Source organism: Alienimonas californiensis (genome assembly GCF_007743815.1).
In the GTDB taxonomy this organism is placed as follows: Bacteria; Planctomycetota; Planctomycetia; order Planctomycetales; family Planctomycetaceae; genus Alienimonas; species Alienimonas californiensis.
On the sequence record NZ_CP036265.1, the window covers coordinates 2,297,910 to 2,320,433 of the forward strand.

Genomic DNA, 22,524 nt, shown 5'->3' on the forward strand with positions numbered 1-22,524 from the left:
CGGTCGCCGCAGCGGCCGGGCGGGGCAGCCCCGCGCCGGTTGTTGTACGTCGTGACGAATTACGGGCTGCTCTCGGAAACCTTCGTGCGGGACCTGGTGCGGGATCTCGCCGCTCGCGGCTGGGCCGTGACGATCGCCTGCTCCCATGCCGGCCCGGAGGCCAGCGTCCCCCCGGGGGCGACGCTGCGGCCCGTGCGGTTCGCCCAACTGACCCGCCCGGCGGACCGTCTCGCGGGGCGGTTTGAACGCACGCTGCGGGGCGGCGACGGCTGGTCCCGGTTGGCCCGGTCCGCCACGCGGGCGCTGGCGCCGGTGATCGCCGAGGCCCGGCCGGACGTGGCCTTCGTCGACGACGGCCGCGCCGCCGCCTTGGCCGTCGGGGCGTTGGGGCAGGCGGGCGTGCCCTTCGCCGTCCACTTCCACGGGTCGGACATCACCAACGGCCTGTCCGACGTCGGCTACCGAGGGACCCTGCCGCAGGTGTTCGACGCCGCGGGGGCGATCGTGCTCGCCTCGCACCACATGCGGCGCCTGCTGACGTTGGAGGGCGCCGATCCCGATCGCTGCCGCGTGATCCGCCTGGCGGTGCAGACCGACGGGGTCGAGCCGGTCCCCTGGGCGGAACGTCGCCGGCAGCCGCCCTCGGTCGCCTACTTCGGCCGCCTCACGCCCAAGAAGCACCCGGTCGCGTTGATCGAGGCGTTCGCCCGCGCCCGCCGCCGCGTGCCGGAGGCCCGGCTGACGATGATCGGCAACGGACCCGAGCGCGACCGCGTCGTCGCCCGGATCGCCCGGCACGGCCTCGGCGAGGCGGTGCGGCTCCTGCCCGGCCTGCCGCGGGCGGAGGGGTTGGAGATCGTGGCGCAGCACTGGGTCTTCGCCCAGCACAGCGTCACCGCGATTAGCGGCGATCAGGAGGGGTTCGCCCTCAGCCCGGCCGAGGCGGCCCTGCTGGAACTGCCGATCGTCTCCACCTGGCACAACGGCATCCCGGAGCACGTCGCCGACGGCGAGACCGGCTTCCTCGTGCCGGAACACGATTACGAAGCGATGGGCGACCGGCTCGCGGAGCTGTTCGCCGATCCCGACCGCTGCGAAACGATGGGCCGGGCCGGCCGGCGGCGGGTGTCGGCACTCTGCCCGCCCGACGCCCGCGGGGCGGCGATCGACGCGTTGCTGACGGAACTCTCCGACCGGCGTCCCTCATGACGGGAACCTCGCCATGAGCGCCGGGCCGGTCACCGTCGTCATCCCCAACCGCAACGGGGTCGCCTTTCTGGAGGAGGCCGTCGGCAGCGCCTTGGCGGACGCCGCCGTCGGCCGGGTCGTGGCCGTCGACGACGGGTCGACCGACGGCAGCCGCCGCATCCTCGACCTCCTAACCGAGCGCCACCCGGACCGACTGCGGGCGCTCCGGCAGGAGGGCGGCGGGGCCTGCGTCGCCCGCAATGCCGGGCTCGCCCTGGCGGAGGGGCCGTTCGTGAAGTTCCTCGACTCGGACGACGTGCTCGAACCGGGGGCCGTCGGCCGGCAGGTCGAACAGCTGGCGGCGTTCGCCGGGCAGACCGTCAGCGTCTACGGCGACGTGCGGTGGGTGAACGAGCGGGGCGAACCGCTGCCGAGCCCGCCCCCCCCGCCGGCCGACCTACCGGAGGCGGCGCGGATGATTGAACACCCCCCGCTGACCGCCGCCCCGCTGCACCGCGTCGAGGACGTGCGGCGGGTCGACGGGTTCGACCCCCGCGTGCCCCGCGGGCAGGAGCACGACCTGCACCTGCGCATGTGGCTGGCGGGCGTGCGGTTCGTGCACCGCCCCGGCGTCGTCTACGCTTACCGGCAGCACGGCGGCGGACGGATCAGCGACGCCGACGGCCAGGCCGCGGTCGCCCGCGGTCGGTTCGAGGCGCTTTCGCGCCATGTCGAAACGGCCCGGCAGACGCTGGGCGAGCCGCTGGCCCCGGAGGTCGCCGCCGCGTTCGGCCGGCAGTTCTGGCGAGTCGGCCGCCGCAGCCTGCAAACCGGGGCGCCCGCGGCGGCGGCGGCCCCGTTCTTCCAAACGGCGAAGCGGTTGGCCGGCGACGAGGCGATCGTCGGCGGGCGGGCCTACCGTCTGCTGTGCCGCACCGTCGGCCCGACCCTCGCCGAACGCCTCGGGCGGCGGGGGTGAGGCGTGACCGGCCAACTCCGTTCGACGCCCCCGCCGCTCGGCGGCGATCCGGGTGGTCGCCCGCGGCCGGCCGGCGCTAGTTTGACGCTTCGCCCGCCGTCGCGGTCGGCCGGAAGGATCGAGCCCCCGGATTCCCCAGCGACGGCAGGCCGCAGGCCGCACGCAGCAGACCGATGACGACACGACTCGCCCGCGGAAGAATCGCCGCTTCGCGGACGGGCCGACGCGCGTGGGCCCGCGTCCGCATCGGCCTGTCGCAGGAGGTCGGCCCCCACCCGGCGACCCGTCGGTTGGTGATTAAATCCATCTTCGGGATGGCGAACCGCCTGCGGTATCTGCTGACGGCGAAGGCCTTCGCGGACCGCTGGGGGTTGCAGCTCTGCCCGGACTGGCGCGAGGGCTGGTACGGGCCGCCGGGCGAGAACAGCTTTTTCGAACTGTTCGAGCTCGACGGCGCCGAGGAGCCGCCCACGGATTGGGGCGCCGTTTATCCGCCAAGCTGGGCGGGTCGGACGGAACTCACCACCTATCAATGGATGGAGGACGTCAAACGGGAGAAGGGCGAGCGGGCGATGCAGCGAGATCTCATGTTCCCGTTCTATCGGGCGTTGGTCGAACGCCCGGCGGCGGAGACGATGATTAATAGCGGCTGGCTGGTCGTTCCGGAGGACCTGCCGGTCGCCGGGGTGAACTACGTGCCCCGCCGCGTCAACGAGGCCCTGCGGCCGAGCGCGCGGTGCCGCGAGGCGATCGCCGCCGAGCTTCCCCCGCTGGCGGGCTGCGTCGGCGTGCACGTGCGGCGGACGGATTCGCCGAACCAGTTGCCGCTGGAGGCGTACTTCCGGCTCGTCGGGAACGACGACCGGCCGATTTTCCTCTGCACGGACTCCGCGGACGTCGAACGGGAGTTTCGCACGAAATACGGCGACCGCCTGCTATCCATTGAACGCCATTATCATGCTGACGGCGGGGCGCTGCATCACGGCGGGTTCAATTCGGCCGGGGGGGACGAATCGGCACCGGACCGGCGCCGGCTGGCCGTCGAGGCGGTACGCGACTTATATGGCCTCGGGGGTTGCGGCCGGATCGTGCACGGGGGGAACTCCTCCTACAGCCAATTTGCCGTCGACGTCCTCGCCGCCCCGGACGCCGACGTCCGCCTGGCGACGTGACCGCTCCCGCCCCCCCCGAATCGTCCGGCGCCTACTTCAGCGCCAACGACGCCGTCTTCGACTGGACCGTGGGCTTTCTGGAAAGCTTTCGCGCCCACAACCCGGACCTGCCGCTGCGATGGATCCCGTTCGACGACCGCGGCGACCGCATCGCGGCGCTGGCGGACGAGTATCAATTTACCGCGTTTGAGGACCCCTCCTTCGACCGTCTCGAAGCGATCGGGGAGAGCCTCGAAGTAGGCCTGACCCCCTACGGCCCGCATTGGTTCCGGCGGTTCGCGGCATTCTGGGGGCCGTTTGAGCGTTTTCTTTATCAGGACTGCCGGCAACTCGCGCTGTGCGACCTGGGGCCTCTGATCGACGCGACGGCGAATTACGGCTTCGACTTACTGCATTTTGATTGTGCGCTCGATCAGGTGTACGAACCGGGGCCGGTGCGGCGAGAGTTCCTGCGGCGGGGGCGGGGCCGGGGATTTATGTCCGGCCAGTGGGCCAGCCGGCGAGGGCTATTCGATCTGGGAACGCTGGAACGGTTCGGGGCGGAGTGCCTCGCCGTCCGCGATCAACTGAACCCCCGCAACACCGATCAGTTCTTCCTAAATTATTGCTGCGACGCGGGGAGCGTCCGCGAGGGGCGAAACGAACGGCCGATCGTCACGGGGCACTTCGCGGAGGTCCTGGGCGACCTGTGCCGCGACGCTTGGGCCCGGCAGCCCGGGCGAGTTTATCAGGACGCCGCGGGCGTTTTTCGCCGCTGGGACCACGGCGGCTCGGACCACGCCAAGGGCGTGCCGATCCTGCACTGGGCGGGAATTCAACTCTCGCCGGCGATGCCGGAGGCGGAGCTGTTTTATACGTACCGCGACCGACGCGAACCCGCCGCCCGGCGGGCGCTGCGATCCCTGCGACGGCGGGCGGAGCGCCTGGCGCTGCGGCTCGCCGACCGGCTCCGCCGGCAGCGGCAGATCAATTCGCTCTGGCACCGCTTGCGGGGCCGTCGGCGATGACGCAACCACCCGACCCGCTGAAGGTGCGCGCCTATCTGGAACCGGGCCGCACGCTGGAGCCAGTGACCGGCGTGGGCCGGCACGCGAACGCGATGGTCCGGGCACTGGCGGAGCGGCCGGAGGTGACGCTCGACCTGCTGTTCTCGCGGGGGTGGCTGGGGGAGGACGGCCGGCTGCCGGCGAACGCGCCGCTCCGCGACCTGCCGCTTCGCACCTACGCCCTGCCGGAGCGGTTTTCGGAACGGCTCCGCAAGCTGACCGGGCGTCCGTCGCTGGCGCGACACGCCGCCGGGGCGGACGTCGTCTACGCCCCCGCTGACGCCATACTGCCGACCGGGCCCGTGCCGGCGGTCGTGACGCTGCACGACGTGTTCGCCGTCGACCCGGAGTTCCCCGCCCACCGCACGACCCCGGCGGCCCGGCGGTTGGAGCGTCGCTGGCGAACGTGGCTCCCGCGGCTGTTCGCCTGCTCCGACGCGGTCCTGACGGTCTCCGACGACAGCCGGCGTCGCATGCGGCGGCTGACGGACACCGCGGACACCCCGGTGATCGTCGTCGGCAACGGCGTCTCGCCGGTGTTCTATCAAATCTTCGAAAAGCCCCCCGCCGACTGCCGCCGCCCCGGTCCGTGGCCGTACGCCCTGGCAGTGGGGGGATTGCAGGGCCGCAAGGGCGCCGCGGAGATGCTGGCCGTCGCCGCGGAGCTTGCCCGGCGCGGTTCGGAGGTGCGGGTGGTGTTCGTCGGCCGGCCCGAGCCGAAGTGGGAACAGGTCGCCCAACAGACGCCGAACGCCGTCGTCGCCGGGCCGATCGGCGACGAGCTGATGGCGGACTATCTGCGGGCCGCCGACGCCCAATTATTTCTCTCCCATTACGAGGGGTTCGGTCTGCCCGCGCTGGAGGCGATGGCGGCCGGCACGCCGGTTGTCGCCGCGAACAACACCAGTCTGCCGGAGGTCGTCGGCGACGCCGGGGTGTGTCTGGCCGCGACGGACACGGGCGCCGCGACCGACGCAATTCTCGCCTTCGCCGACGGCGGCGCCATGCGGGAGGACTATGTGCAAAAGGGCCGCGCCCGGGCCGCCCGTTTCACCTGGGCGGCCTGTGCCGAGCGGGCCTTTCAGGTGCTCACCGCCGCCGCCCACCACGACGCGGCGTTGCTGCGCGAACTTGCCGAACGCCCGCTGACCGACGGCGGGTGAGCGCTCAGGCGTCCGCCGCCCGCCGGGCCTCGGTCAAATAGGCCGTGTAACGATCCGCCCAAATCTGAGCCGAATAGGCCGCGGCCAGGGCGTGGGAGCGGCGGCCGTACTCGGGCAGGTCGGCGTGGCGGTCGTGCAGGAACCGCAGGCCGCGGGCGAGGGCGGCGACGTCGTCGGTCGCCACGGCGAGGCCGTTGTAATAGGGGCGGACCAGTTCCACGCTCGACCCGCAGGCTTCCGTGCAGAGGATCGGCAACCCGGCTGCTGCGGATTCGACCAGCGCCAGCGGCCACGGATCGAACCGGCTGGGCAAGACCAGCGCCCCCGCCGCGGCGAACCGTTCCCGCAGCGCGGACGGCTGCACGAAGCCGCGATCCTCGATCCCCTCCCGCCCGGCGATCAGGCCGCCCCGCGGGCCGGTCCCGCAGCATTCCAGCGTCCACGGCTCGCCGGCCCCGCTCCCGTTGGCGCTGTCCCGGTTCACGCCCTCGCGATAGCGGGCGTAGGCCTCGGCGAGCACGTCCAGCCCCTTTTCGTCCGCATAACGCCCGACGAACAGGAATCGCCGCGGCCACGGGCCGTCCTCCCGCCGCCGCAGACATTCGGTGAGGCCCGCGTGGGCGACGCCGTACATCCCCCGCCGCAACCGGGCCTCCGGGATGCCCAGCCGTTTCCCGTACTGCCAACTGCGTTCGCCGGTGACGACCGTGATCGCACAGCGGTTCAGCAGGCTGGCCAGCGGGAACCGGGCGAGGCGTTGCCGCAAATCCCCGCGCCAGGGGGTGTCGAAGGTCATCATGAAGCCCGGCGGCCCGCCGTGCTCGGAGTTTCGCAACGGCTCCCCGAAGGGCAGGCGGCGGTAGGGGCGGTGATACCAGCCGTTCAGGACCACCACGTCCGGCCGCCGTTCTTCGACCAACCGCCGCACCAGCGCCGCGTCGTCCCGCTCTCCGGGTTCGAGCAACCGACAGGGCAGCCCCGCGACCACGTCGTCCGCGAACGCCGCCCCGGACCCGGACCGGCCGGAGGCGAAGGCGAGGAAATACGGGTCGACGTCCGCCCGGCCGGCCAGTTCCCGGAAGCAGGCCGCCATGTAGCCGTTGATCTCCGACCAGAGAAAGACCGCCCGCAGCGGGGCGGGGCCGTCGGTGGGGGCGGCGCTCGCGGGGGGCGGGGGCGTCACGGCGGCGCCGGCTGGAACCGGGAAAGAGAGGGGGCGAAACCGCCGCGGCGGGGGCCGATCCTAGCGAACCCGTCCAAACCCGCACACCGAGGCTCGGCCGGGCGCTGCGCCCTGGGGCGCCGGAGCTCCGCCCGCGGCGTGCGGCCTAACGTGCAGCGGGGGCGGACCCTCTGGTACGCTTCGGATTCGCACCCTCGCCGCTCCGAACTGCGCCCGCCATGTCCTTCCGTCCCCGTTCCGTCCTCGCATTATTGATCGCGGCCGCCTGCGTCCCCGCGGCGGTCGCGGACGAGATCGAATTCAAACAGGGCGACCACGTCGCCTACATCGGCAACACCCTTGCCGACCGCATGCAGCATCACGCCTGGCTGGAGACTTATCTCCACGCCCTGCTGCCGGACCGCGAACTGACGTTTCGCAACCTCGGCTTTTCCGGGGATGAATTGAAGCAGCGCCAGCGGGCCGACAACTTCGGCGACGCCGACCAGTGGCTGACGAAGGTCGAAGCGGACGTGATCTTCTGCTTTTTCGGCTACAACGAGGCATTGGAGGGCGAAGGCGGCCTCGCATCTTTCAAGAAAGATCTTGAAGACGTGATCGCGGGGATGCGGTCGCAGAAATACAACGGCGAGTCCGCCCCGCGGTTGGTGATGTTCTCGCCGATCGCCCACGAAAACCTGAACAGCCCGCACCTGCCGGACGGGTCGGCGAACAACGCCAACCTCGCCCTCTATACCGAGGCGATGCGGGCCGTCTGCGAGGCGAAGCAGGTCCCGTTCGTGGATCTGTTCTCCCTGTCGCAGAAGCTCTACGCGGAGTCGGAGGAGCCGTTGACGACCAACGGCGTGCACCTGCTCGACCGCGGCGACCGCCTGCTGGCCCGGGCGATCCTCACCGCCCCGGACTCTCCGCTGGCGCACCTGGCGAACGGCCCGCTGCCGGCCGACGAGGAGATCGCCGACCTCCGCGAAGCGGCGCTGAACAAGAACTACGAATGGTTCAGCCGCTATCGCGTCGTGGACGAATACAACGTCTTCGGCGGACGCTCCAAGCTGGCGTGGTTCGGGCAGTCCAACGGCGATGTGATGATGCGGGAGATGGAAATCTTCGACGTCAAAACGGCGAACCGGGACCGCGTGGTCTGGGCGATCGCCCAGGGCTCGAACGCCGAGCCGCAGGACGACAACCTCCCGCCGGAACTGGTGGTCAGGCCGAACAAAGAGGGTCCGCTGGAGGACGGCGCCTTCCCCTATCTGGGCGGCGAGGAGGCGATCTCCCAGATGACCGTGCAGGACGGGTTGGAGGTCAACCTGTTCGCCTCGGAGAAGGAATTTCCCCGGCTGGTTAATCCGGTGCAGATGTCCGTCGATCCCGACGGGCGGCTGTGGGCCTCGGTCTGGACGTCCTATCCGCACTGGAACCCGACGGAGCCGCGGCGGGACGCGATCGTGATCCTGCCGGACGAGGACCGCGACGGCAAAGCGGACGACTGCATCGTCTTCGCGGACGGCCTGAACAGCGTCACCGGCTTCGAATTCTGGGGCGGCGGCGTCCTGGTCGCGGCGTTGCCGGAACTGTGGTTCCTCAAGGACACCGACGGCGACAACAAAGCCGACGTGAAAATCCGCATGCTGCAGGGCCTCTCCAGCGCCGACTCCCACCACAGCGCTAACGCGATGCTGCTGGGCCCCGACGGCTGGCTGTATTGGTCCCGCGGCATCTTCAACGTGGCGGCGATCGAGACCCCCACGCAGACCTATCGCAGCGGTAAGTCCGGCGTCCACCGCTTTAATCCCCGCACCTTCGAGATGGAGTTCCACTACCCCATCGGCCCCAACCCGCACGGCGACGTGTTCGATCAGTGGGGTTATCAATTCGCCAACGACGGCACCTCCGGCACCGGCGGGTACGTCAGCATCGGCAAGGGCCTGCGGCCCGGCGGTCGCGAGTGGTTCAAGAAGGAATGGCGCCCCGTCGCCGCCACCGGCCTGTTGGCCAGCGAGCACTTCCCCGAGGATCAGCAGGGCAACTTCCTGATCTGCAACACGATCGGCTTTCTCGGCGTGCTGCAATACGAGGTGCAATACAACGGCGCCGAGATCACCGCGGACCGCACGGACGATCTGCTCCAGTCGACCGACCCGAACTTCCGCCCCGTGGACGTGGAGATCGGCGGCGACGGCGCCCTGTACGTGGCCGACTGGCAGAACACCCTGATCGGCCACATGCAGCACAACATGCGGGACCCCAACCGCGACCACGCCCACGGCCGGATTTATCGGGTGACGGCCAAAGGCCGCGACCTGATCCCCGCCGTGACGATGAGCGACGCCTCCACCGCCGAGGTGCTGCAAAACTTCTTCAGCGGCACGAATAACGTCCGCTATCGCGCCCGCCTCGAACTCAGCGGCCGGGACGCCGCCGAGGTCCTCCGCGAGATTGCGGCCTTCACCGACTCGCTGGACCCGAAGCAGGGCGACGCCGACCGCGACGCGGCCCAGGCGCTGCTCGAATGCCTGTGGGTTCATGAGGAGTTCCGCGTTCCCAATATCGACCTGGTCAAGAAGACCTTCCAGGCCGAGGAGCCCCGCGTGCGAGCAGCGGCGATCCGGACGCTCGGCCACTGGGCGCAGCACCTGCAGGGCGGGAAGCCGATGACCGGCCACCTGCCGGGCTGGGACGCTCTGCTCCTGGCGGCGGCCACGGACGAGTCCGCCCTGGTGCGGGCCGAGGCGCTGAAGGCCGCGGTCGAGTTCGCCGACTATGAAAGCGCCGCTCCGGCCGAGGCGATCTTCGCGGCGGCGACGCGGCCGACCGATCCGGAATTGAACGACGTGCTGGAGTACGCCCGCGGCGAAATCGACGTGAAGGCGATGCTCGCCGAGGCGATTCGCTCCGGGAAACCGCTCTCCCCCGCGGCGGAGGCGTACGCCCTGGAAAACGCCTCGCCGGAGTTGCTGCTGGAGTTGGACCGCTCGCCTGCGGTGTATCAGGCCCTGCTCACCCGGGCCCGCATTCCGGACTCGTTCCGGCTGGAGGCCGTCCAGGCGACGGCCAAAGCCGCCGGCCGCACGCCGCTCGCCCAGTTGGCGGCGAGCCTGCGGACCGCCGAGGCGGAGCAGTGGGCCAGCCTGGAGGACCTCGCCGCCCTGCTGCCGGAACTGGCCGGCGACGCCGCGGCGGATCAGCAGATTCTTCAGCAGATCCTGGACGAATCGCAGTCGGCGGACGTCCGCGAAGCCGCCTACGCCGCCTGGTTGCCGGCCGGCGACGCCGAGGCGATCTGGGGGCACGCCTCCCGGTCTCGCGACCGGCTCGGCGCCCTGCTGACCAGCCTCGGCGCCAGCGGCGACCCCGCGGTCCGCGAACGGTTCGCCCCGCGGGTCCGCCCGTTGATGTTCGAGGTCCCCGAGGCCCTGCGGAGCGACGCCGACAGCCGGACCGTCAAACCCGGCCCCGCGGTCTCGTTCGAGTATTTCGCCCCCAACCCCAAGAACGTGCGGAACGAAACGTTGGACGAATTGAAGCCGGCCCTGACCGGCCAGCTGGATCAATTCGAGAAGTTCGTGCCCGGCGGCGCCCAGGACGCCTTCGCCACCCGGCAGACGGCCGGGCTCGTCGTGCCCGTCACCGGCGACTACACGTTCCACCTCGCCTCCGACGACGGCTCGCGGCTGTATGTCGACGGAAAAGAGGTCGTGAATCACGACGGCCTGCACGGGATGAACGAGAAACGCGGGACCGTCCGCCTGGACGCCGGCGTGCACGAGATCGTCCTCAATTATTTCGACAACGGCGGTAACGACGGCCTGAAGATCGCCTGGGAAGGCCCCGGCATCTCGAAGCGGCCGATCGATTCGACCGTGCTCCGCAGCGCCGGCAGCGGCAACCTGCGGCAGCAGGCCCTCGGCGTGATCGCCGACTGGCCGGAGAACCCGGAGCGAAAGGTCGACGACTTCGCCCGTCTGATCGCCGACGGCGCGCTGCTCGGCCCGGCGTTGCGGTCGCTGGCGTCGCTGCCCGGTCGACAGGTCGCCGAGCGGCTGCCGCCGGCGGAGGCCAAGGCGGTCCTCGACGCCCTGCTGAAACAGGCCGACGCCGCCACGCCGGTCGAACGGCAGAGCGCGGAGTTCTCCAACCTGCTGACCCTCGCCGGTCAACTGGCGACGGCCAACCGAGTCCCGGTCGGCCAGCGGCTGGCCGATCTGCGGGCGAGCATCCCCGTCGAGGCGGACCCGCGGGTGATGGCCCTGGGGGCCGAGGTCTATTCCCGCGAGAGCCACTGCGCGACCTGTCACCAGCCCAGCGGGCAGGGGTTGCCCAACCTCTACCCGCCCATCGACGGCACCCTCTGGGCGACCGGCGACGAGGACCGGCTGATCCGCATGGTGCTCGACGGCATGCACGGGGCCATCGAAGTGAAGGGCAAGCGGTACAGCTCCCCGCCGCTGCCCCCGATGACCGGCTTCCGGCAGCTGCTGACCGACGAGGAGATCGCCGCCGTCCTGACCTATGTCCGTAACTCTTGGTCGAACCGGGCGAAGCCGATCACGCCGGCGAAGGTCGCCGAGATGCGGGCGATCGACCGCGGCGAGGACGCCACCTTTTGGAGCGCCGTCGATCTGCTGAACGAATACCCGTTGGAAGACGGCAGCCAGCCGATCGAACAGCCCTCGCTGGATGGCTGGGTGCCGCGGCTGATCCGGGAGTGGAAGGCGAACGACTTCACCGAGGCCGACCTGGCCGCCGGCGGGCGCTCCTACGAGTCCGGCAAGTTGGCCTTCAAACGCATCGGCTGCACGCAGTGTCACCAGATCGAAGGGGACGGCGGCGAGTTCGGCCCGAACCTGGCCCAGCTCGATCCGAAGAAACGCACCGCCGCCTACGTGCTGGAGTCGATGCTGAATCCCTCGAAGGAGATTGAACCGAAGTACGCCATGCGGACGTACCTCACGACCTCCGGCGAGGTCGCCTCCGGCTTCGTCATCGAGGAGACCGACGACGAGATCCGCCTCAAATCGGACCCGCTGGCCCGGGCGGAGCCGACGGTGGTTCTCAAAAGCGAAGTCGTCGACGAGATGACGAGCGACCAGTCGGCGATGCCGAACGGGCTGCTCAATTATTTCACGAAGGAGGAGGTGCTGGACCTCGTCGCCTACGTCCGGGCCGGCGGCGACAGTAACTCGGAGGTGTTCAAGAAGTAGCCCCGCGGCTAGTTTAAGCGCCCCCCGCGTGCGTCGCGTCCCGGACCCTTCAAGGGTCCGGGACGCTGGCGTTTCGGGACCGGGGGCGACCCGCCGTCAGCCCTCGCGGATCCAGGCCTTCGCCGCGGCCAGTTCGGAGGTGTCGAAGTATTTGACCGTCGCGGTGGTGAACGGTTTGCAGAACGCGCTCATTCCCTTCTCCCACTTGGAATCGCCGACGATCGCCAGCCGCTCCAGGTCGTTGAAGTGTTTTAAATCGAACTTCACGTCCTTCCACAGGGCGCCGGCGTCCCAGCCGTGGAAGTCGCGTAATTCGACCAGCATCCGGACCTTGCCGTATTTCTCGATCAGGGCCTCGGTCTGCGGCACGAACCGATCGTAGGCCTCTGCGGACAGCGTCCCGGACACACGGACTTCCAGCACGTTGCCGTCCGGATCTTCGGTGACGTGATAACTCATCGGGCCGGCTCCTCGGGCGGGTGAAATTGAGGCGAGCGCAAGCGAACCGCTGCCGACGCACGGTGCGGGGCGAACCGAAGCCCGTCAATCCGCGAATCGCCCCCCGCCCCCCCCGGGTCCCGCCCCCGGGCCGAACTGGGGCGGACTGGACGGACTACCTGCGGTACTGCTCGTCCGTGACCGGTTCCAGCCAGTCCGCGGCGCTGCCGTCGACCGCTTCCTGCACGGCGAGATGGGTCATTCCCGTCGTGGCGGAGGCGCCGTGCCAGTGCTTCACGCCGGGCGGAAACCAGACGACGTCGCCGGGCCGGACTTCCTGAACCGGGCCGCCCTCCTCCTGCACCCAGCCGAGGCCGGCGAGCAGATAGAGGTGCTGGCCGACGGGGTGGGTGTGCCAGTGGGTGCGGGCGCCGGGCTCAAAGGTGACGCTGGCGATCGCGACCCGCGACGGCTCCTTCGGCGAGGCCAGCGGGTCCAGCCGCACGGCGCCGGTGAAGTACTCCGCCGGCGGCGTGGTCGAGGGATTCGAACCGACGCGGGTGATCTGGATCTGGGACACGGTGCGGTCTCCTGGTCGAGCGGACGCATCTTGCGGAGGCGGTGCGGGCGGCGCGCCGGCGCACGATCCTCGCCGACGCCCGGACGATCCGCGAACGTCCCCCGGGACGTTCCGGGAACCAGCCCGCACCGCCGCACGACGGCCGCGAGCGGGGGCGGGAGAACCAGCAGCCCCGCCGCTCCGTTCCGCTCCGACGCCAGTACCCCCGAGACGCCCGCCCCCATGTGCGTTCGCCGCGGCCCGACAGTTCCCCAAGAACCGCCACCCGGGGCAACCGACCGACATTTCCACCGACGCCCGCCGTCCCGTGGAGTCACGACGAGCGCCTCAACCCCCACTCCGCCCACGAAACCAAGTGCCGGAGGTGGGACTCGAACCCACACTCGGGTTTCCCCGAAAAGGATTTTGAATCCTTCGCGTCTGCCATTCCGCCACTCCGGCAGGAGTGCCTCGTTCCCAACGGACACGGCGTCCGGGGGTCGAGGTTCGCCCACTCTAACCCTTGAATCGTAGGTTGCCAGCCCGGCGGCGCCCGCGGGGGCGTCGCGGCGGGCGGACCGCGGCGAACGTGAACGCGTGCCCACGCGTTCCCGTCCGTCCCCGCCCGGACCGGCAACCAAACGGCAACCACCGTCCGGGTCGACCGACTGGAATAGCACGGGGCGGCCGGCGCCGCGGGGGAGGGCGTCGGCGGCGTCGGTGCCGGTCGCAGCGGACCGCTCGTCGGGGGAGTCCGGCACGGCCGGGACGGACGCCAGCGCCGCGCTCATGTCCCGCACCCCGGTGTGCGTGTAGCGGTTCATCGTCAGCGTGATGCAGGAGTGCCGGGCCAGCGTCATCGCGTCCTTCGGATGCACGCCGCTGTTCGCCAGCGTCGTGATGAAGTGATGCCGCAGGGCGTGGAAGTCGAAGTCCCGGCCGGAGGCGTCGGTGTAGGGGATGCCGGCGGCGGCGAGGTCGCCCCGCAGCATCTCCGCCGCGTGGCCGGACGCCGCCCAGCGGGAGGGCCACAACGGCTCGTCGTCGATGCGATGATCGCCCAGAACCGGCGCCTTCGCGGCGAAGGGCAGCGTGACGGGTTCCTCGTCGCCGAACGGATCGAGGGCGGCGGAGAGACGGCCCGCGATGTACACCCGCAGCCGCACGGCGAGGTCCGGGTGCAGGGGCAGCGTGGCGGTCTTGCCGTTCTTCGTCGCCCCGGCGGCGACCTTGACTGTGGGCGGGTCGGCGTCGAAGTCGAACGACCGCGGCGTCAGACTCGCCAGTTCCATCGACCGCAGCCCCGTGAACGCCGCCGTGCGGTACAGCAGCGCCCGCTGCGGACCGGACAGCCCTGCGGAGTCCGGCCCCGCCGTCGCGGCGGCCAGCAGGCGGGCGAAGTCGTCCGGGGGAAGGTCGCGGCGCTCCTTGCGCACGTCGTCCTTCGGGTTCATCTTCGACAGGTGCCCCAGCACGTTGTCCCCGCTCCGGCGGTTCTTCACCATCCACGTGCCGAACCCTTTGCAGGCGGTCAGGTAGGCGTTGCTCGTCCCGATCCCCAGCCCGTCCCGCCGGCGCTCCGCCAGATAGTTCGACAGCGCCGACGCGTTCACGTCGCGGGGCAGTCCGAACCCGCAGCCCTTCAACAGCGCCCTGCGCACCCGCATGAGCGTGGCGTTGACGTAGTCGTCGGACCGGCCGCGGGCGGCGAGGTCGGCGCCGTAGTCGCGGAGGTGATCGGCCAGCGGCGTGCGGGCGTGTTCGGCGAACGGATCGGCCAGCCCGGCCCGGCCGCGTTCGGCCTCCACCTCCAAGTCCCGCAGCATCGCCAGCGAGGCGGCTTTATCACGCGCCAGCGTGGCGGTTTTGAGGATGCCGTCGGCGTCCCGATATTCGCCCCGCCACGTGCGGGACTTCGCCTTCGTTTTGACGGCGCCCGGGTCGGAACTTTTACAGCGTCGCCCCGTGGCTGGGTCGGCGTAGCGGGTGACGGTCGGTTTATAGAGGCGGGCCATCGGGCGGGGTCCGATCCGGGGAGGCGAGGGAGAGGTTAGGAAACGTCGGGGGCGGCGTCGCGGGTGGGGATCAGAACGTGCCGTCCGGCAGGTCGTCGGCGAACGGGTCGTGAGGCGGAGCGTCCGTCACCCCACTGACCCCACCCACCCCATTGCCGGACGGGGAGGGAGCGACGGCGCCGGGGGCGGGACGAACGGACCACTTCATCACGCCCCCGCCGCCGGACTGGCGGTGCAGGGCCAGACCGCCGCAAACGCGGCCCCGCACTGTCGCTAGTTTCTTCCCCAGCGTGGTGGGGTCCGGCAGCGTTCCGGGGCGGCAGTCGCATAACGCTTGCAGGGCGTCCCGCAGGTCAGCGTGCGCGGCGGGGTTCTCCGCGACGCGGGAAAGGATCGCCGACGCCGGCAGTCCTTCCCCGCCGGTCATCGCGCGCAGTCCATGCAGCGCCCCCGGCAGGGCATCTGCTGCCGGGTCGGCGGCGTCGGCCAGCACCGATCGGGCGTCCAGAGGGTCCGGCAGGCCGGCCCACACCACCGCGTCCCGTACCAGTCGGCTCCACTCTTCAAAACTCCCCAGGACACGCCGCCCGCCCGGGGGAGCCGGCCGTCCGGCGGTGAAGTATCCCCGCAGCCACGTCAGCCCGGCGGCCAGCAGGGGGCCGCGGTTCGTTGCGGCGTAGCCTTTGAGGTCGGCGTAACGAAACTCCGCGGGGGTCCGGTCCTCCGGGCGTTCGTGCGGGCATTCCAGCCGGATCGGGACGACCCGACGTGGGGTGTCCGCAGACAGGGCGGTGTTGTTGCCCGTGGCGAACCAGACCGCCCGCAGCGGGCCGGTGTAGATGCGGCTCTCGCCCAGCACCCGGCCGCTCCATACGTCCGCGGTGAGCGCCCGGTCCAGCGCCGGACCGCCCAGCGTGTCCCCAGCTCCGATATTGTCGAGCTGCACCACCGGGTCCCCGGCCATCGCCAGGGCGGTGATGCGCTTGTCCATCTCCTCGTCGGACCCGCCGGAGCCCATCACCGCCGGCGGGCGGCCCAGGGCGATCAGCAACGTGACGTCCGCCAGCAGCGTTTTGCCGGCCGACGGCGTGTTCGCGTCGATCAGGAATAGCGGGGTCGGTCCGTCGAACGCCGGCCGGGCGATGACGGTCAGGACGGCCGCCGCCCACGCGGCGCGGTGCGCGTCGTTCAGGAACGGGAAGTCGCACACCACGTCCGTCAGCAGTTCGACGGCCGCGGCTACATCGGCGGGGGTCGGCTGGTCCGGCACCGCGGGGACGCCGGCGACGGCCGCGGGGGGCACGTACAGTCGGGTGTGGGGGTCGTACCCCGGGATGTGAAGCACCGTGCCGTCCGGCCGCAGCACCGGACCGGCGGCGATCCCGTCCAGCGGCCGGACGCCGGGGAACTCGCCGGCGAGGTGGACGGCGCCGACCAGCCACCCCGGCGGGTGAGCGGGCACGGCCCGCCGCTCCTCCCCGTCGTCCTTCACGTTGAAGAACGCGGCCACGCGGGTGAGCGTGTCGCGGGTGTGCGCGGGCTTCAGCGCCGCCACCGCCGGGGACTCGTCCGGCCGGGCGATCCGCCGGCCTCCGGGCACCTCCCCGGGCTCGGCGTCGCCGGCCCGGATCACCCGCACCAGCGCGTCGCCCATCTTGAACAGGTCCGGGGCGTTGGCGAGGGCGGCGACGGCCTGCTCGTTCGCCTTCCACTCCGCAGTACCCAAGACGATGACGACGCGTTCGTCCTCCGCCGCGGCGTCGCCGTGCCCGGTGGGGTGCGTGGGGTCGGTGGGGTCCTGCACCGGCGGAGCGGGATCGGCGGGGCTCCCGCCGCCGGCCGTCAGGTCGTCCCGCAGCCGGAGCAGTTCCTCGTCCACCGCTGCGGCGTCCAGGGCGGGGCACAGTTCGACCAGATCGGCGGCGAACCGCCGTCGATCGGCCGCCCGCGTGAGGTTCAGCGTGTCCGCGTGAACGGTGCGGCCGTCCAGCTTTGCACTGACGGGGGTGGTTTGCCGCCGGGTCCGCCCGGCGTGCAGCGTCAGGTCCGCGGCGTCCGTTTCGGCCGGCACGTCCGCCGGCAGGCTCTCGGGAGCGTCGGAGGTCATTGTCCCACCCCCTTTCCGCCGCGGCGGATTCGCAGCCGGCGGGGCGGGGCGGCGTCGAACAGGGCGGCGGCCTCGTCGGCAGACTCGCCCCGGAGGAACCACGCTCGCGCGTCCTTCACGCCCGCAGGCGGCTCGCAGACCCGGACGACCGGGACTAGCACCAGCAGGCCGGCGGCGAGGGCGTCGGCTCCCTTCCGCCCCGCTTCGTCGGCGTCCGCCAAGATGACCGCCTCGTCGGGCGACAGCCGGCGGCAGAGGTCTCCGACGATCCCCGCGGCCCCGTGGGCGGACGGGCGGCCGGCGGCGGCGAACCCCCACGCCAGCAGCGCCGCCGTGTCCGTCGGCCCCTCCGCGATCACCAGCCGGTCCGGCCGGTCGGGCGGAGAATCGGTCCAGGCGTCCGGCAGAAACAGCCCGTCGCGGCTCCCGGTCACGGCCCGCTTGGCGCCGGCCGGGGTGCGAGTCCGCAGCCCGCGGAGGGCGCCGTCGGCGGCCTTCATCGGGAACGTCCAGACGCCCCGCCGGTCGCACCAACCGACACCCAGCTTGTCGAACGCGTCCGCCGGCAGCCCGACCGACGAGGACAGAGCGTTCAGCCGCTGCGGGGTGAGCGCGGACCGGCAGTCGCGGGCCACGGCGCTCACCCGCGGGTTGGGGACGGGGGCCGCGGGACGGCGGACCCGTCGGGATCGAACCGCCGGAGCGGACTTCTGCTCGTCGCGGCTCCCCGCGGGACCCGCCGGCAGACCGACGGCGGCGGCGTGGTGGTCGCGGGCGGCCCGCCAGTCAGGGAAGGCCCCCAGCAGAACCAGCAGGTCCCAGAACGAACGCCGATCGCCGGAGCCGTGGTCCTTATAGACGCCGGTGTCGGCGTTGAGCGAAGCGGACGGGGTGCGGTCAGTTCGGCCGGCGGCGTGGCACGGGTGCCAGGGGCCGGACGGCGGGCCGGCGAACGTCAGCCCGGCGGCGGCGGCGAGGGCCGGCAGGTTCAGCCGGGCGAGGATATCGCGGTCCCGGGCGGCGAGGTCGCCGGGAGGTGATTTATAGAACGGGGGCACGGGGTTATACTCCGTTTGCCGCGGGCGGTGACGCGTCCGGGGCGGGTGAAGAATGAAAAGAGAACCCGGCGGCCGGTCCCCACGTGGGGCCGGCCGTTTCTCGTCAGGCGGCCGCGACCCGGGCCTCGAACTCCCGGCGGTCCGGGCAGCCCATCGCCACCCACGCGGCAAGGTCGGCGGTGCGGTACAGCTTCCGTCCGCCGACCCACACCGCGGCGGGCGTCTTCCCGGCGGCGTCCATTCGGTCGAACAGCTTGGCGGACACCCCGGCCGCCACGGCGGCGTCCTTTCGCCCGGTCAGCAGTGGGGCGGGGTGGGTTTCACGGGCGGGTCTCCCGTCGGCAAGTGAAGGGGGAGCGGGCGGGGCGGCGGGGCCGGACATTGGTTTACGGGGGTTCGGGGGCCGATCGACACCGCCCAGGACCGCCCCGGGCCGCCTGTCGGTCGACGGGGACACGATGCTGGTCCGCGTTGTGCGACCGACCGCGCACCCGCTGTCCGCGAAAAAACAATCTGCACAGCCTCCCCACAGCAGCCGCACAACATCTTCCGACCGGGCTTCACCGCCCCGCCGCGGCGGCTTCCAACAGCCCCTCGTCCAGACGGACATGCCGGTCGGCTCCGGTGCCGGAGGGCGGCAGCGGGTCGCGGTCCCGGCTGATTCCGAACGCGTCCCGCAGCAGTCCCCGAAGGTCCGACAGGTAGGTGCCTAGGGTTCTCGCGTCCGGCGGGTTCGCCCTGTCTGCGGCGGCGGCGTCGGCCGCCGCAGACAGCGTCAACGTCCTGCCCGACGCGGCGGCCAGTTCGTTCAGAATGCGCCACCCCCGGCCCCGCGTGCGACCGGTCATTGAGAACGTCACCCCCGCAAAGTGCGCTTCTTCCCCCCGCCGAAAGAGCCACCGGCCACACGCCTCCCAACCGTCGCGGCCGTCCGCCGGGTTCGCCCCCGCGGCATCCGCGGTCCGCGTGGTGGGCTCCACAGTCCGGCCGTCGGCGGCGGAAGCCGATCCGGCGTCTTGCTCCGGCTCCGCCGTGCTAAGTGACGGCGCAGTCGGCGGGCCTTCGGCAATCGGTCCCGGCCCGTCGGGGTCCGGCGGCTCGTCTAGTTCCCTCGGGACCGGCTTCCCGGCCGCCCGCAGTTCCTCCCGCACCGCCGAACCGGATACCTCCCACGCCGCATGCCGCTCCACTTCCCCGATCTCGTCGGGGGAGCCATAGAAGAACTCCGACTCCACCCGCCACCACAGCGGTCGTCCGCCGCTCACGTCCGGCGGTTCACGATAGAACGCCACCTCCGTCCGCCCGCTGAGACGGCTCGGGTCGCCAACGCTGGACAGTTCCCAACGCTCCCACCCGCCCGGCCCGGCGTGGATCGCCACCGGACGCCGGTTCGGCCCGTCGGCCTCGATCCAGCCAACCACCCCGAAACCCCGCCCCTTGGGCGCCGGGGCCGCGCCGGCCAACTCCCGCGGCAGGTTGCGTCCGGCTTCCGTCAACTCCCGCACCGCCCCCTCGGGGGTGAGGTCTACGAACGTCGTCTCCTCCACCATCGGCGGGGGGAAGAACGGGGCGATGGGGTCTTCGTATTCCAGCCGCGTGACCAGCCGCCACAGCGGGGCGTTCGCGTTGCCGGCGGGGTGGCCGGGCGGGACGCGGTACAGCGTGCAGTCTTCCAATCCTTCGACCGGGTTCCCCTTCGTGCCCAGCGGCCACGCATCCCAGGCGGTGGTGTCGATCCTCGCCGGCCGCCCGTCCGGGCCGGTCGCGGGGAACGGCGGGGGGACCTTGAACCGGTGGCGGACCGGCACCGGCTCGCCCGGGGCGAAGGTCGGCGGCGTCCGGGCGAGGAACGCCGGCCGCTCGCCCGCAGGTTTCGCCGGCCGCGGGGGCGTCGCGTCGGCGTCAGGGACGGCCCCGTCCCACTCTTCCAATCGGCGGGCGGTCTCTCCGTCAAGCCACTCCCCCAGCGCCTCCCCGGGGCCGGGCTCCCCCTTGCCGAACTCATCGACACGGTAGGTTAGCAGGACGGACGGCTCGGCGTCCGGGGCGGCGTTCGGCCAAGCGATCAGGTGTCGCCCGCGGTACATCGACCAGTGCGGGGCGGGTTCGCCGGTAGACTCGATACTTGAGAGCGGCAGTCTTCCTTTCGGTGGGTCGTTCAACTCGGCCCACCCGCCGGCCGGTAGGTCGGCGACGTTCAGCAAGAACGGCTCTGCACCGTTCGCCGGGCGGACGGTGACGGGGCCGGGAGGATCGGAGGGCGGCTCCGGCTTGGCGTCGTGGCGGGACTCCCGCTCCTTTCGCCGTTGTGCCTCGGCGGCCGCCCGATCTCCTTCCCGCCGCTCCCGCTCCCGCATCAGCCGGGCGTCCATCATCGCGGACAGACCGGCATCGGGCAGAGCGCGGTCCGGCTCGACCCCTTCAAAAGAGCCGCACAAGTCCGCCGCGATTCTTCCCGGCAATATCGACGCCGCTTCGCCGAATTGCTCGGCCCACCACTCGCCCTGCGTGTCGGTACCGGCCCGCTCCATGAAGTCTGCGAAGGTCCGCCGGTACAGGTCGATCCCGATCCCCACCAGCCGCTCCGCGTCACCGGTCTCCCCGTCGAAAAAAGAGGCACGTTCCAGCATCCCGGCGGCCTCCATCGGTCCGACCAGCCGGCCGCGGATCAGCCGCTCCGCCCGCTCGGCGTGGCGGCCGACAAACTCAAACTCGGCTCCCTCCGCGCAGATCAGGTACGGGGCCGCAGGCCAAGGCACTTGGTCGGCTCCGCCCATCGTCGTCGCGGCCCGGACGTAACGGTTGAACCGGGCGAGTGCGGCGTCCTCCTCCTGCTCCGCGACGGTCCGCCCGGGGGGAAGGTCCAGGCACGGTGGCAGCGGCTCCCCGCGGTCGGCGAACAATCCGCGCACGGCATCGTCGTTCAGCGGCTGAACGTGGTGGTGCGGCGCATCGCAGACGCGGGCGGTCTCCGCGTTCGGTACGACCGCCAGCAGTCGCCGCCAGTCGTCCGCCCCGTCCCGAACCACCAGCAACCGCTCCCCGCCGAACAGCGAGTCAACGGCAGGGTCGGCGAGGGCGTACCACTCCCGGCCGTCCAAGTCGTCCCGCCCGCCCGGGAACTGGAGCGTGACGCGGCCCCGGGGCGGCAGCACGCACCGCCATCGCGCCCGGTTTCCCTGACGCAGCGTCGCAGGCTCCGGGGCGTACCGCCGGCGGCCCGGGGGGCGAGTCAGCCGCTCCCACCGTCCGGGGTCGTGCGGTGCGATTTCGCCGCCGCACCGTTCGATCAGGTCTTCGGCGGCTCGCCAAGAGAGCCACAGCCCGTCCACCCCCGCCCGCTCGCCCCGCGTCGTCGCGTCGTCCGACTTCCCCACCAGTAGCCACCGCCCCTCCACGAACGGGTACAACGTCGGCCCGTCCCAATCTTCAAGCCCCCATCCGGCGTGCGTCGCACGGTCGGCCAGCGACAGGGCGAGGGCGTCGCGGTCGCTCAGAGCGGGGTGCCCGTCCGGCAGACCCCACGCTTCGCCCGCAGTTACGTCTAGGCGGAAGGAATCGGCCCCGTTGACGGGGTACACAGTCGCCAGCATTGCACACCTCGCGCAGGCGCCGGTGTCCGGCCCGGCGGCGGGGGTGTGCGTCCCTCCGTCGGGCCGGACGCGGGGGCAGCAACTCCCCCTGCCGGCATGAAGATCCCGAACGGCACCGGCGCCGATCGGGCGGGGCACTGTACCGGCGGCCACCACGTCGCCGCCAGACCGAACGCGGGTCCTTCCGGCGGGGGAGCGGGTCGAAACCACACACCGGATCGTCGCCGGTCCCGGTAGCCCTAACCGCAGGGGTCAATCGGCGGCGGATCGGCGCCGCGGCCGTTGTCCGGCAGATAGACCGCCACGCGGCCCGGCGGCTCCGGTGCGTCGTCCTCCCATCCGCCGCCGGCCATCGCGTGCAGGGTGTCGGACGCGGCGTCGGCGGCGAGGTTCTGACCGTGCAGGGCGAGCAGCACCTTCGCGGCGGCGATCTTCGCCCGGTCGTTCCCGTCCTTCAGCACCTCCGCCATCGCGGCCGGCACGTTCAAGTACACCGCCGTCGGCAGCGCCCACCGCCCGACCGCGGCCCGTTCCAACAGGTAGAGGTCCCGCCGTCGGTTCACGGGATCGACGGACGTGCCCCCCAGCCCCCCGCCGCCGTCTGGCGGGTCGGGGGCGGGGCTCTCGTCAGGGCGGTCGGTGGGGGCCGTCACGCCGACAGTATAGGGGAGGGGGGCGGCCTCTTTTTTCCCCGATCCCGGGCCGGCGAACCACGTCCCCCGGTGGAGAAACGCGGCGACGAAAAATGGCCCGGCCGGGGGGCTACGAACGCAGCGTCAGAGCGGTCCCGGCCTGTCGCTTCGCCCCAGAGCCCGTGGC

General features: G+C 71.7%; 14 protein-coding genes, 1 tRNA gene and 1 pseudogene. 6 read left to right on the forward strand and 10 right to left on the reverse strand.

Features of this window, described 5'->3' with window-relative positions; all coding sequences use genetic code 11:
• Positions 1-39 precede the first annotated feature (39 nt).
• The 5 genes from CA12_RS08975 to CA12_RS08995 all read left to right on the forward strand — a co-directional run bounded on the left by CA12_RS08975 (position 40) and on the right by CA12_RS08995 (position 5,548).
• Positions 40-1,209: a glycosyltransferase family 4 protein gene (locus CA12_RS08975; protein ID WP_165700644.1), complete on the forward strand. Its 1,170-nt coding sequence runs from the start codon at positions 40-42 to the stop codon at positions 1,207-1,209.
• 13 nt (positions 1,210-1,222) lie between these two features.
• Positions 1,223-2,167: a glycosyltransferase family 2 protein gene (locus tag CA12_RS08980; protein ID WP_145358630.1), complete on the forward strand. Its 945-nt coding sequence runs from the start codon at positions 1,223-1,225 to the stop codon at positions 2,165-2,167.
• 173 nt (positions 2,168-2,340) lie between these two features.
• Positions 2,341-3,339, forward strand: coding sequence for an O-fucosyltransferase family protein (locus CA12_RS08985; protein WP_145358631.1), 999 nt, complete (start codon positions 2,341-2,343; stop codon positions 3,337-3,339).
• Positions 3,336-4,346 carry a hypothetical protein gene (locus CA12_RS08990; RefSeq protein ID WP_145358632.1) on the forward strand — a complete coding sequence of 337 codons (1,011 nt, stop codon included), beginning with the start codon at positions 3,336-3,338 and terminating at the stop codon, positions 4,344-4,346. Before CA12_RS08985 ends, CA12_RS08990 begins: the two co-directional genes overlap by 4 nt.
• Positions 4,343-5,548, forward strand: a complete 1,206-nt coding sequence (locus tag CA12_RS08995; RefSeq protein ID WP_145358633.1) for a glycosyltransferase family 4 protein — start codon at positions 4,343-4,345, stop codon at positions 5,546-5,548. The genes CA12_RS08990 and CA12_RS08995 overlap by 4 nt, the downstream gene beginning before the upstream one ends.
• A 4-nt stretch (positions 5,549-5,552) precedes the next feature.
• Here the strand turns inward: CA12_RS08995 and CA12_RS09000 are convergent, their stop codons facing one another.
• Positions 5,553-6,731, reverse strand: coding sequence for a glycosyltransferase family 4 protein (locus tag CA12_RS09000; RefSeq protein ID WP_145358634.1), 1,179 nt, complete (start codon positions 6,729-6,731; stop codon positions 5,553-5,555).
• Between the two features lie 218 nt (positions 6,732-6,949).
• On the opposite strand from CA12_RS09000, the gene CA12_RS09005 reads away from it, so the two are divergent.
• Positions 6,950-11,935 (forward strand): PVC-type heme-binding CxxCH protein, encoded by a 4,986-nt coding sequence (locus CA12_RS09005; RefSeq protein WP_145358635.1) that lies wholly within the window; start codon positions 6,950-6,952, stop codon positions 11,933-11,935.
• Positions 11,936-12,031: 96 nt separating this feature from the next.
• Here CA12_RS09005 and CA12_RS09010 read toward each other — a convergent pair whose 3' ends face one another.
• From CA12_RS09010 to CA12_RS09050, 9 genes and pseudogenes are all read right to left on the reverse strand, one after another.
• A complete protein-coding gene (locus CA12_RS09010) occupies positions 12,032-12,394 on the reverse strand; it encodes a SpoIIAA family protein (RefSeq protein ID WP_145358636.1) in 363 nt (120 codons plus the stop codon).
• A 154-nt stretch (positions 12,395-12,548) separates the two neighbouring features.
• Positions 12,549-12,944 (reverse strand): (R)-mandelonitrile lyase, encoded by a 396-nt coding sequence (locus CA12_RS09015; protein ID WP_145361393.1) that lies wholly within the window; start codon positions 12,942-12,944, stop codon positions 12,549-12,551.
• A 365-nt stretch (positions 12,945-13,309) separates the two neighbouring features.
• A tRNA-Leu gene (locus CA12_RS09020) sits at positions 13,310-13,394 on the reverse strand.
• Positions 13,395-13,795: 401 nt separating this feature from the next.
• Positions 13,796-14,947 (reverse strand): annotated as a pseudogene (locus tag CA12_RS23215) (tyrosine-type recombinase/integrase); the annotation flags it as partial.
• 70 nt (positions 14,948-15,017) lie between these two features.
• On the reverse strand, positions 15,018-17,054 hold the full coding sequence (locus tag CA12_RS09030) for a hypothetical protein (RefSeq protein WP_145358637.1): 2,037 nt from the start codon (positions 17,052-17,054) through the stop codon (positions 15,018-15,020).
• Positions 17,051-18,112 carry a toprim domain-containing protein gene (locus CA12_RS09035; protein WP_145358638.1) on the reverse strand — a complete coding sequence of 354 codons (1,062 nt, stop codon included), beginning with the start codon at positions 18,110-18,112 and terminating at the stop codon, positions 17,051-17,053. Before CA12_RS09035 ends, CA12_RS09030 begins: the two co-directional genes overlap by 4 nt.
• 103 nt (positions 18,113-18,215) lie before the next feature.
• The gene (locus CA12_RS09040; protein WP_145358639.1) at positions 18,216-18,494 is read right to left on the reverse strand and encodes a hypothetical protein; all 279 of its coding nucleotides are present in this window, start codon (positions 18,492-18,494) and stop codon (positions 18,216-18,218) included.
• Positions 18,495-18,672: 178 nt separating this feature from the next.
• Complete coding sequence (locus CA12_RS09045) at positions 18,673-21,705, reverse strand: hypothetical protein (protein ID WP_145358640.1); 3,033 nt, start codon at positions 21,703-21,705, stop codon at positions 18,673-18,675.
• Positions 21,706-21,944: 239 nt separating this feature from the next.
• A complete protein-coding gene (locus CA12_RS09050) occupies positions 21,945-22,358 on the reverse strand; it encodes a hypothetical protein (RefSeq protein ID WP_145358641.1) in 414 nt (137 codons plus the stop codon).
• Positions 22,359-22,524 lie beyond the last annotated feature (166 nt).

Coding starts and splice junctions, on each gene's coding strand:
- CA12_RS08980 (WP_145358630.1), top strand. CDS start 1,223: ATGAGCGCCGGGCCGGTCACCGTCGTCATCCCCAACCGCAACGGGGTC.
- CA12_RS08985 (WP_145358631.1), top strand. CDS start 2,341: ATGACGACACGACTCGCCCGCGGAAGAATCGCCGCTTCGCGGACGGGC.
- CA12_RS08995 (WP_145358633.1), top strand. CDS start 4,343: ATGACGCAACCACCCGACCCGCTGAAGGTGCGCGCCTATCTGGAACCG.
- CA12_RS09005 (WP_145358635.1), top strand. CDS start 6,950: ATGTCCTTCCGTCCCCGTTCCGTCCTCGCATTATTGATCGCGGCCGCC.
- CA12_RS09010 (WP_145358636.1), bottom strand. CDS start 12,394: ATGAGTTATCACGTCACCGAAGATCCGGACGGCAACGTGCTGGAAGTC.
- CA12_RS09030 (WP_145358637.1), bottom strand. CDS start 17,054: ATGACCTCCGACGCTCCCGAGAGCCTGCCGGCGGACGTGCCGGCCGAA.
- CA12_RS09040 (WP_145358639.1), bottom strand. CDS start 18,494: ATGTCCGGCCCCGCCGCCCCGCCCGCTCCCCCTTCACTTGCCGACGGG.
- CA12_RS09045 (WP_145358640.1), bottom strand. CDS start 21,705: ATGCTGGCGACTGTGTACCCCGTCAACGGGGCCGATTCCTTCCGCCTA.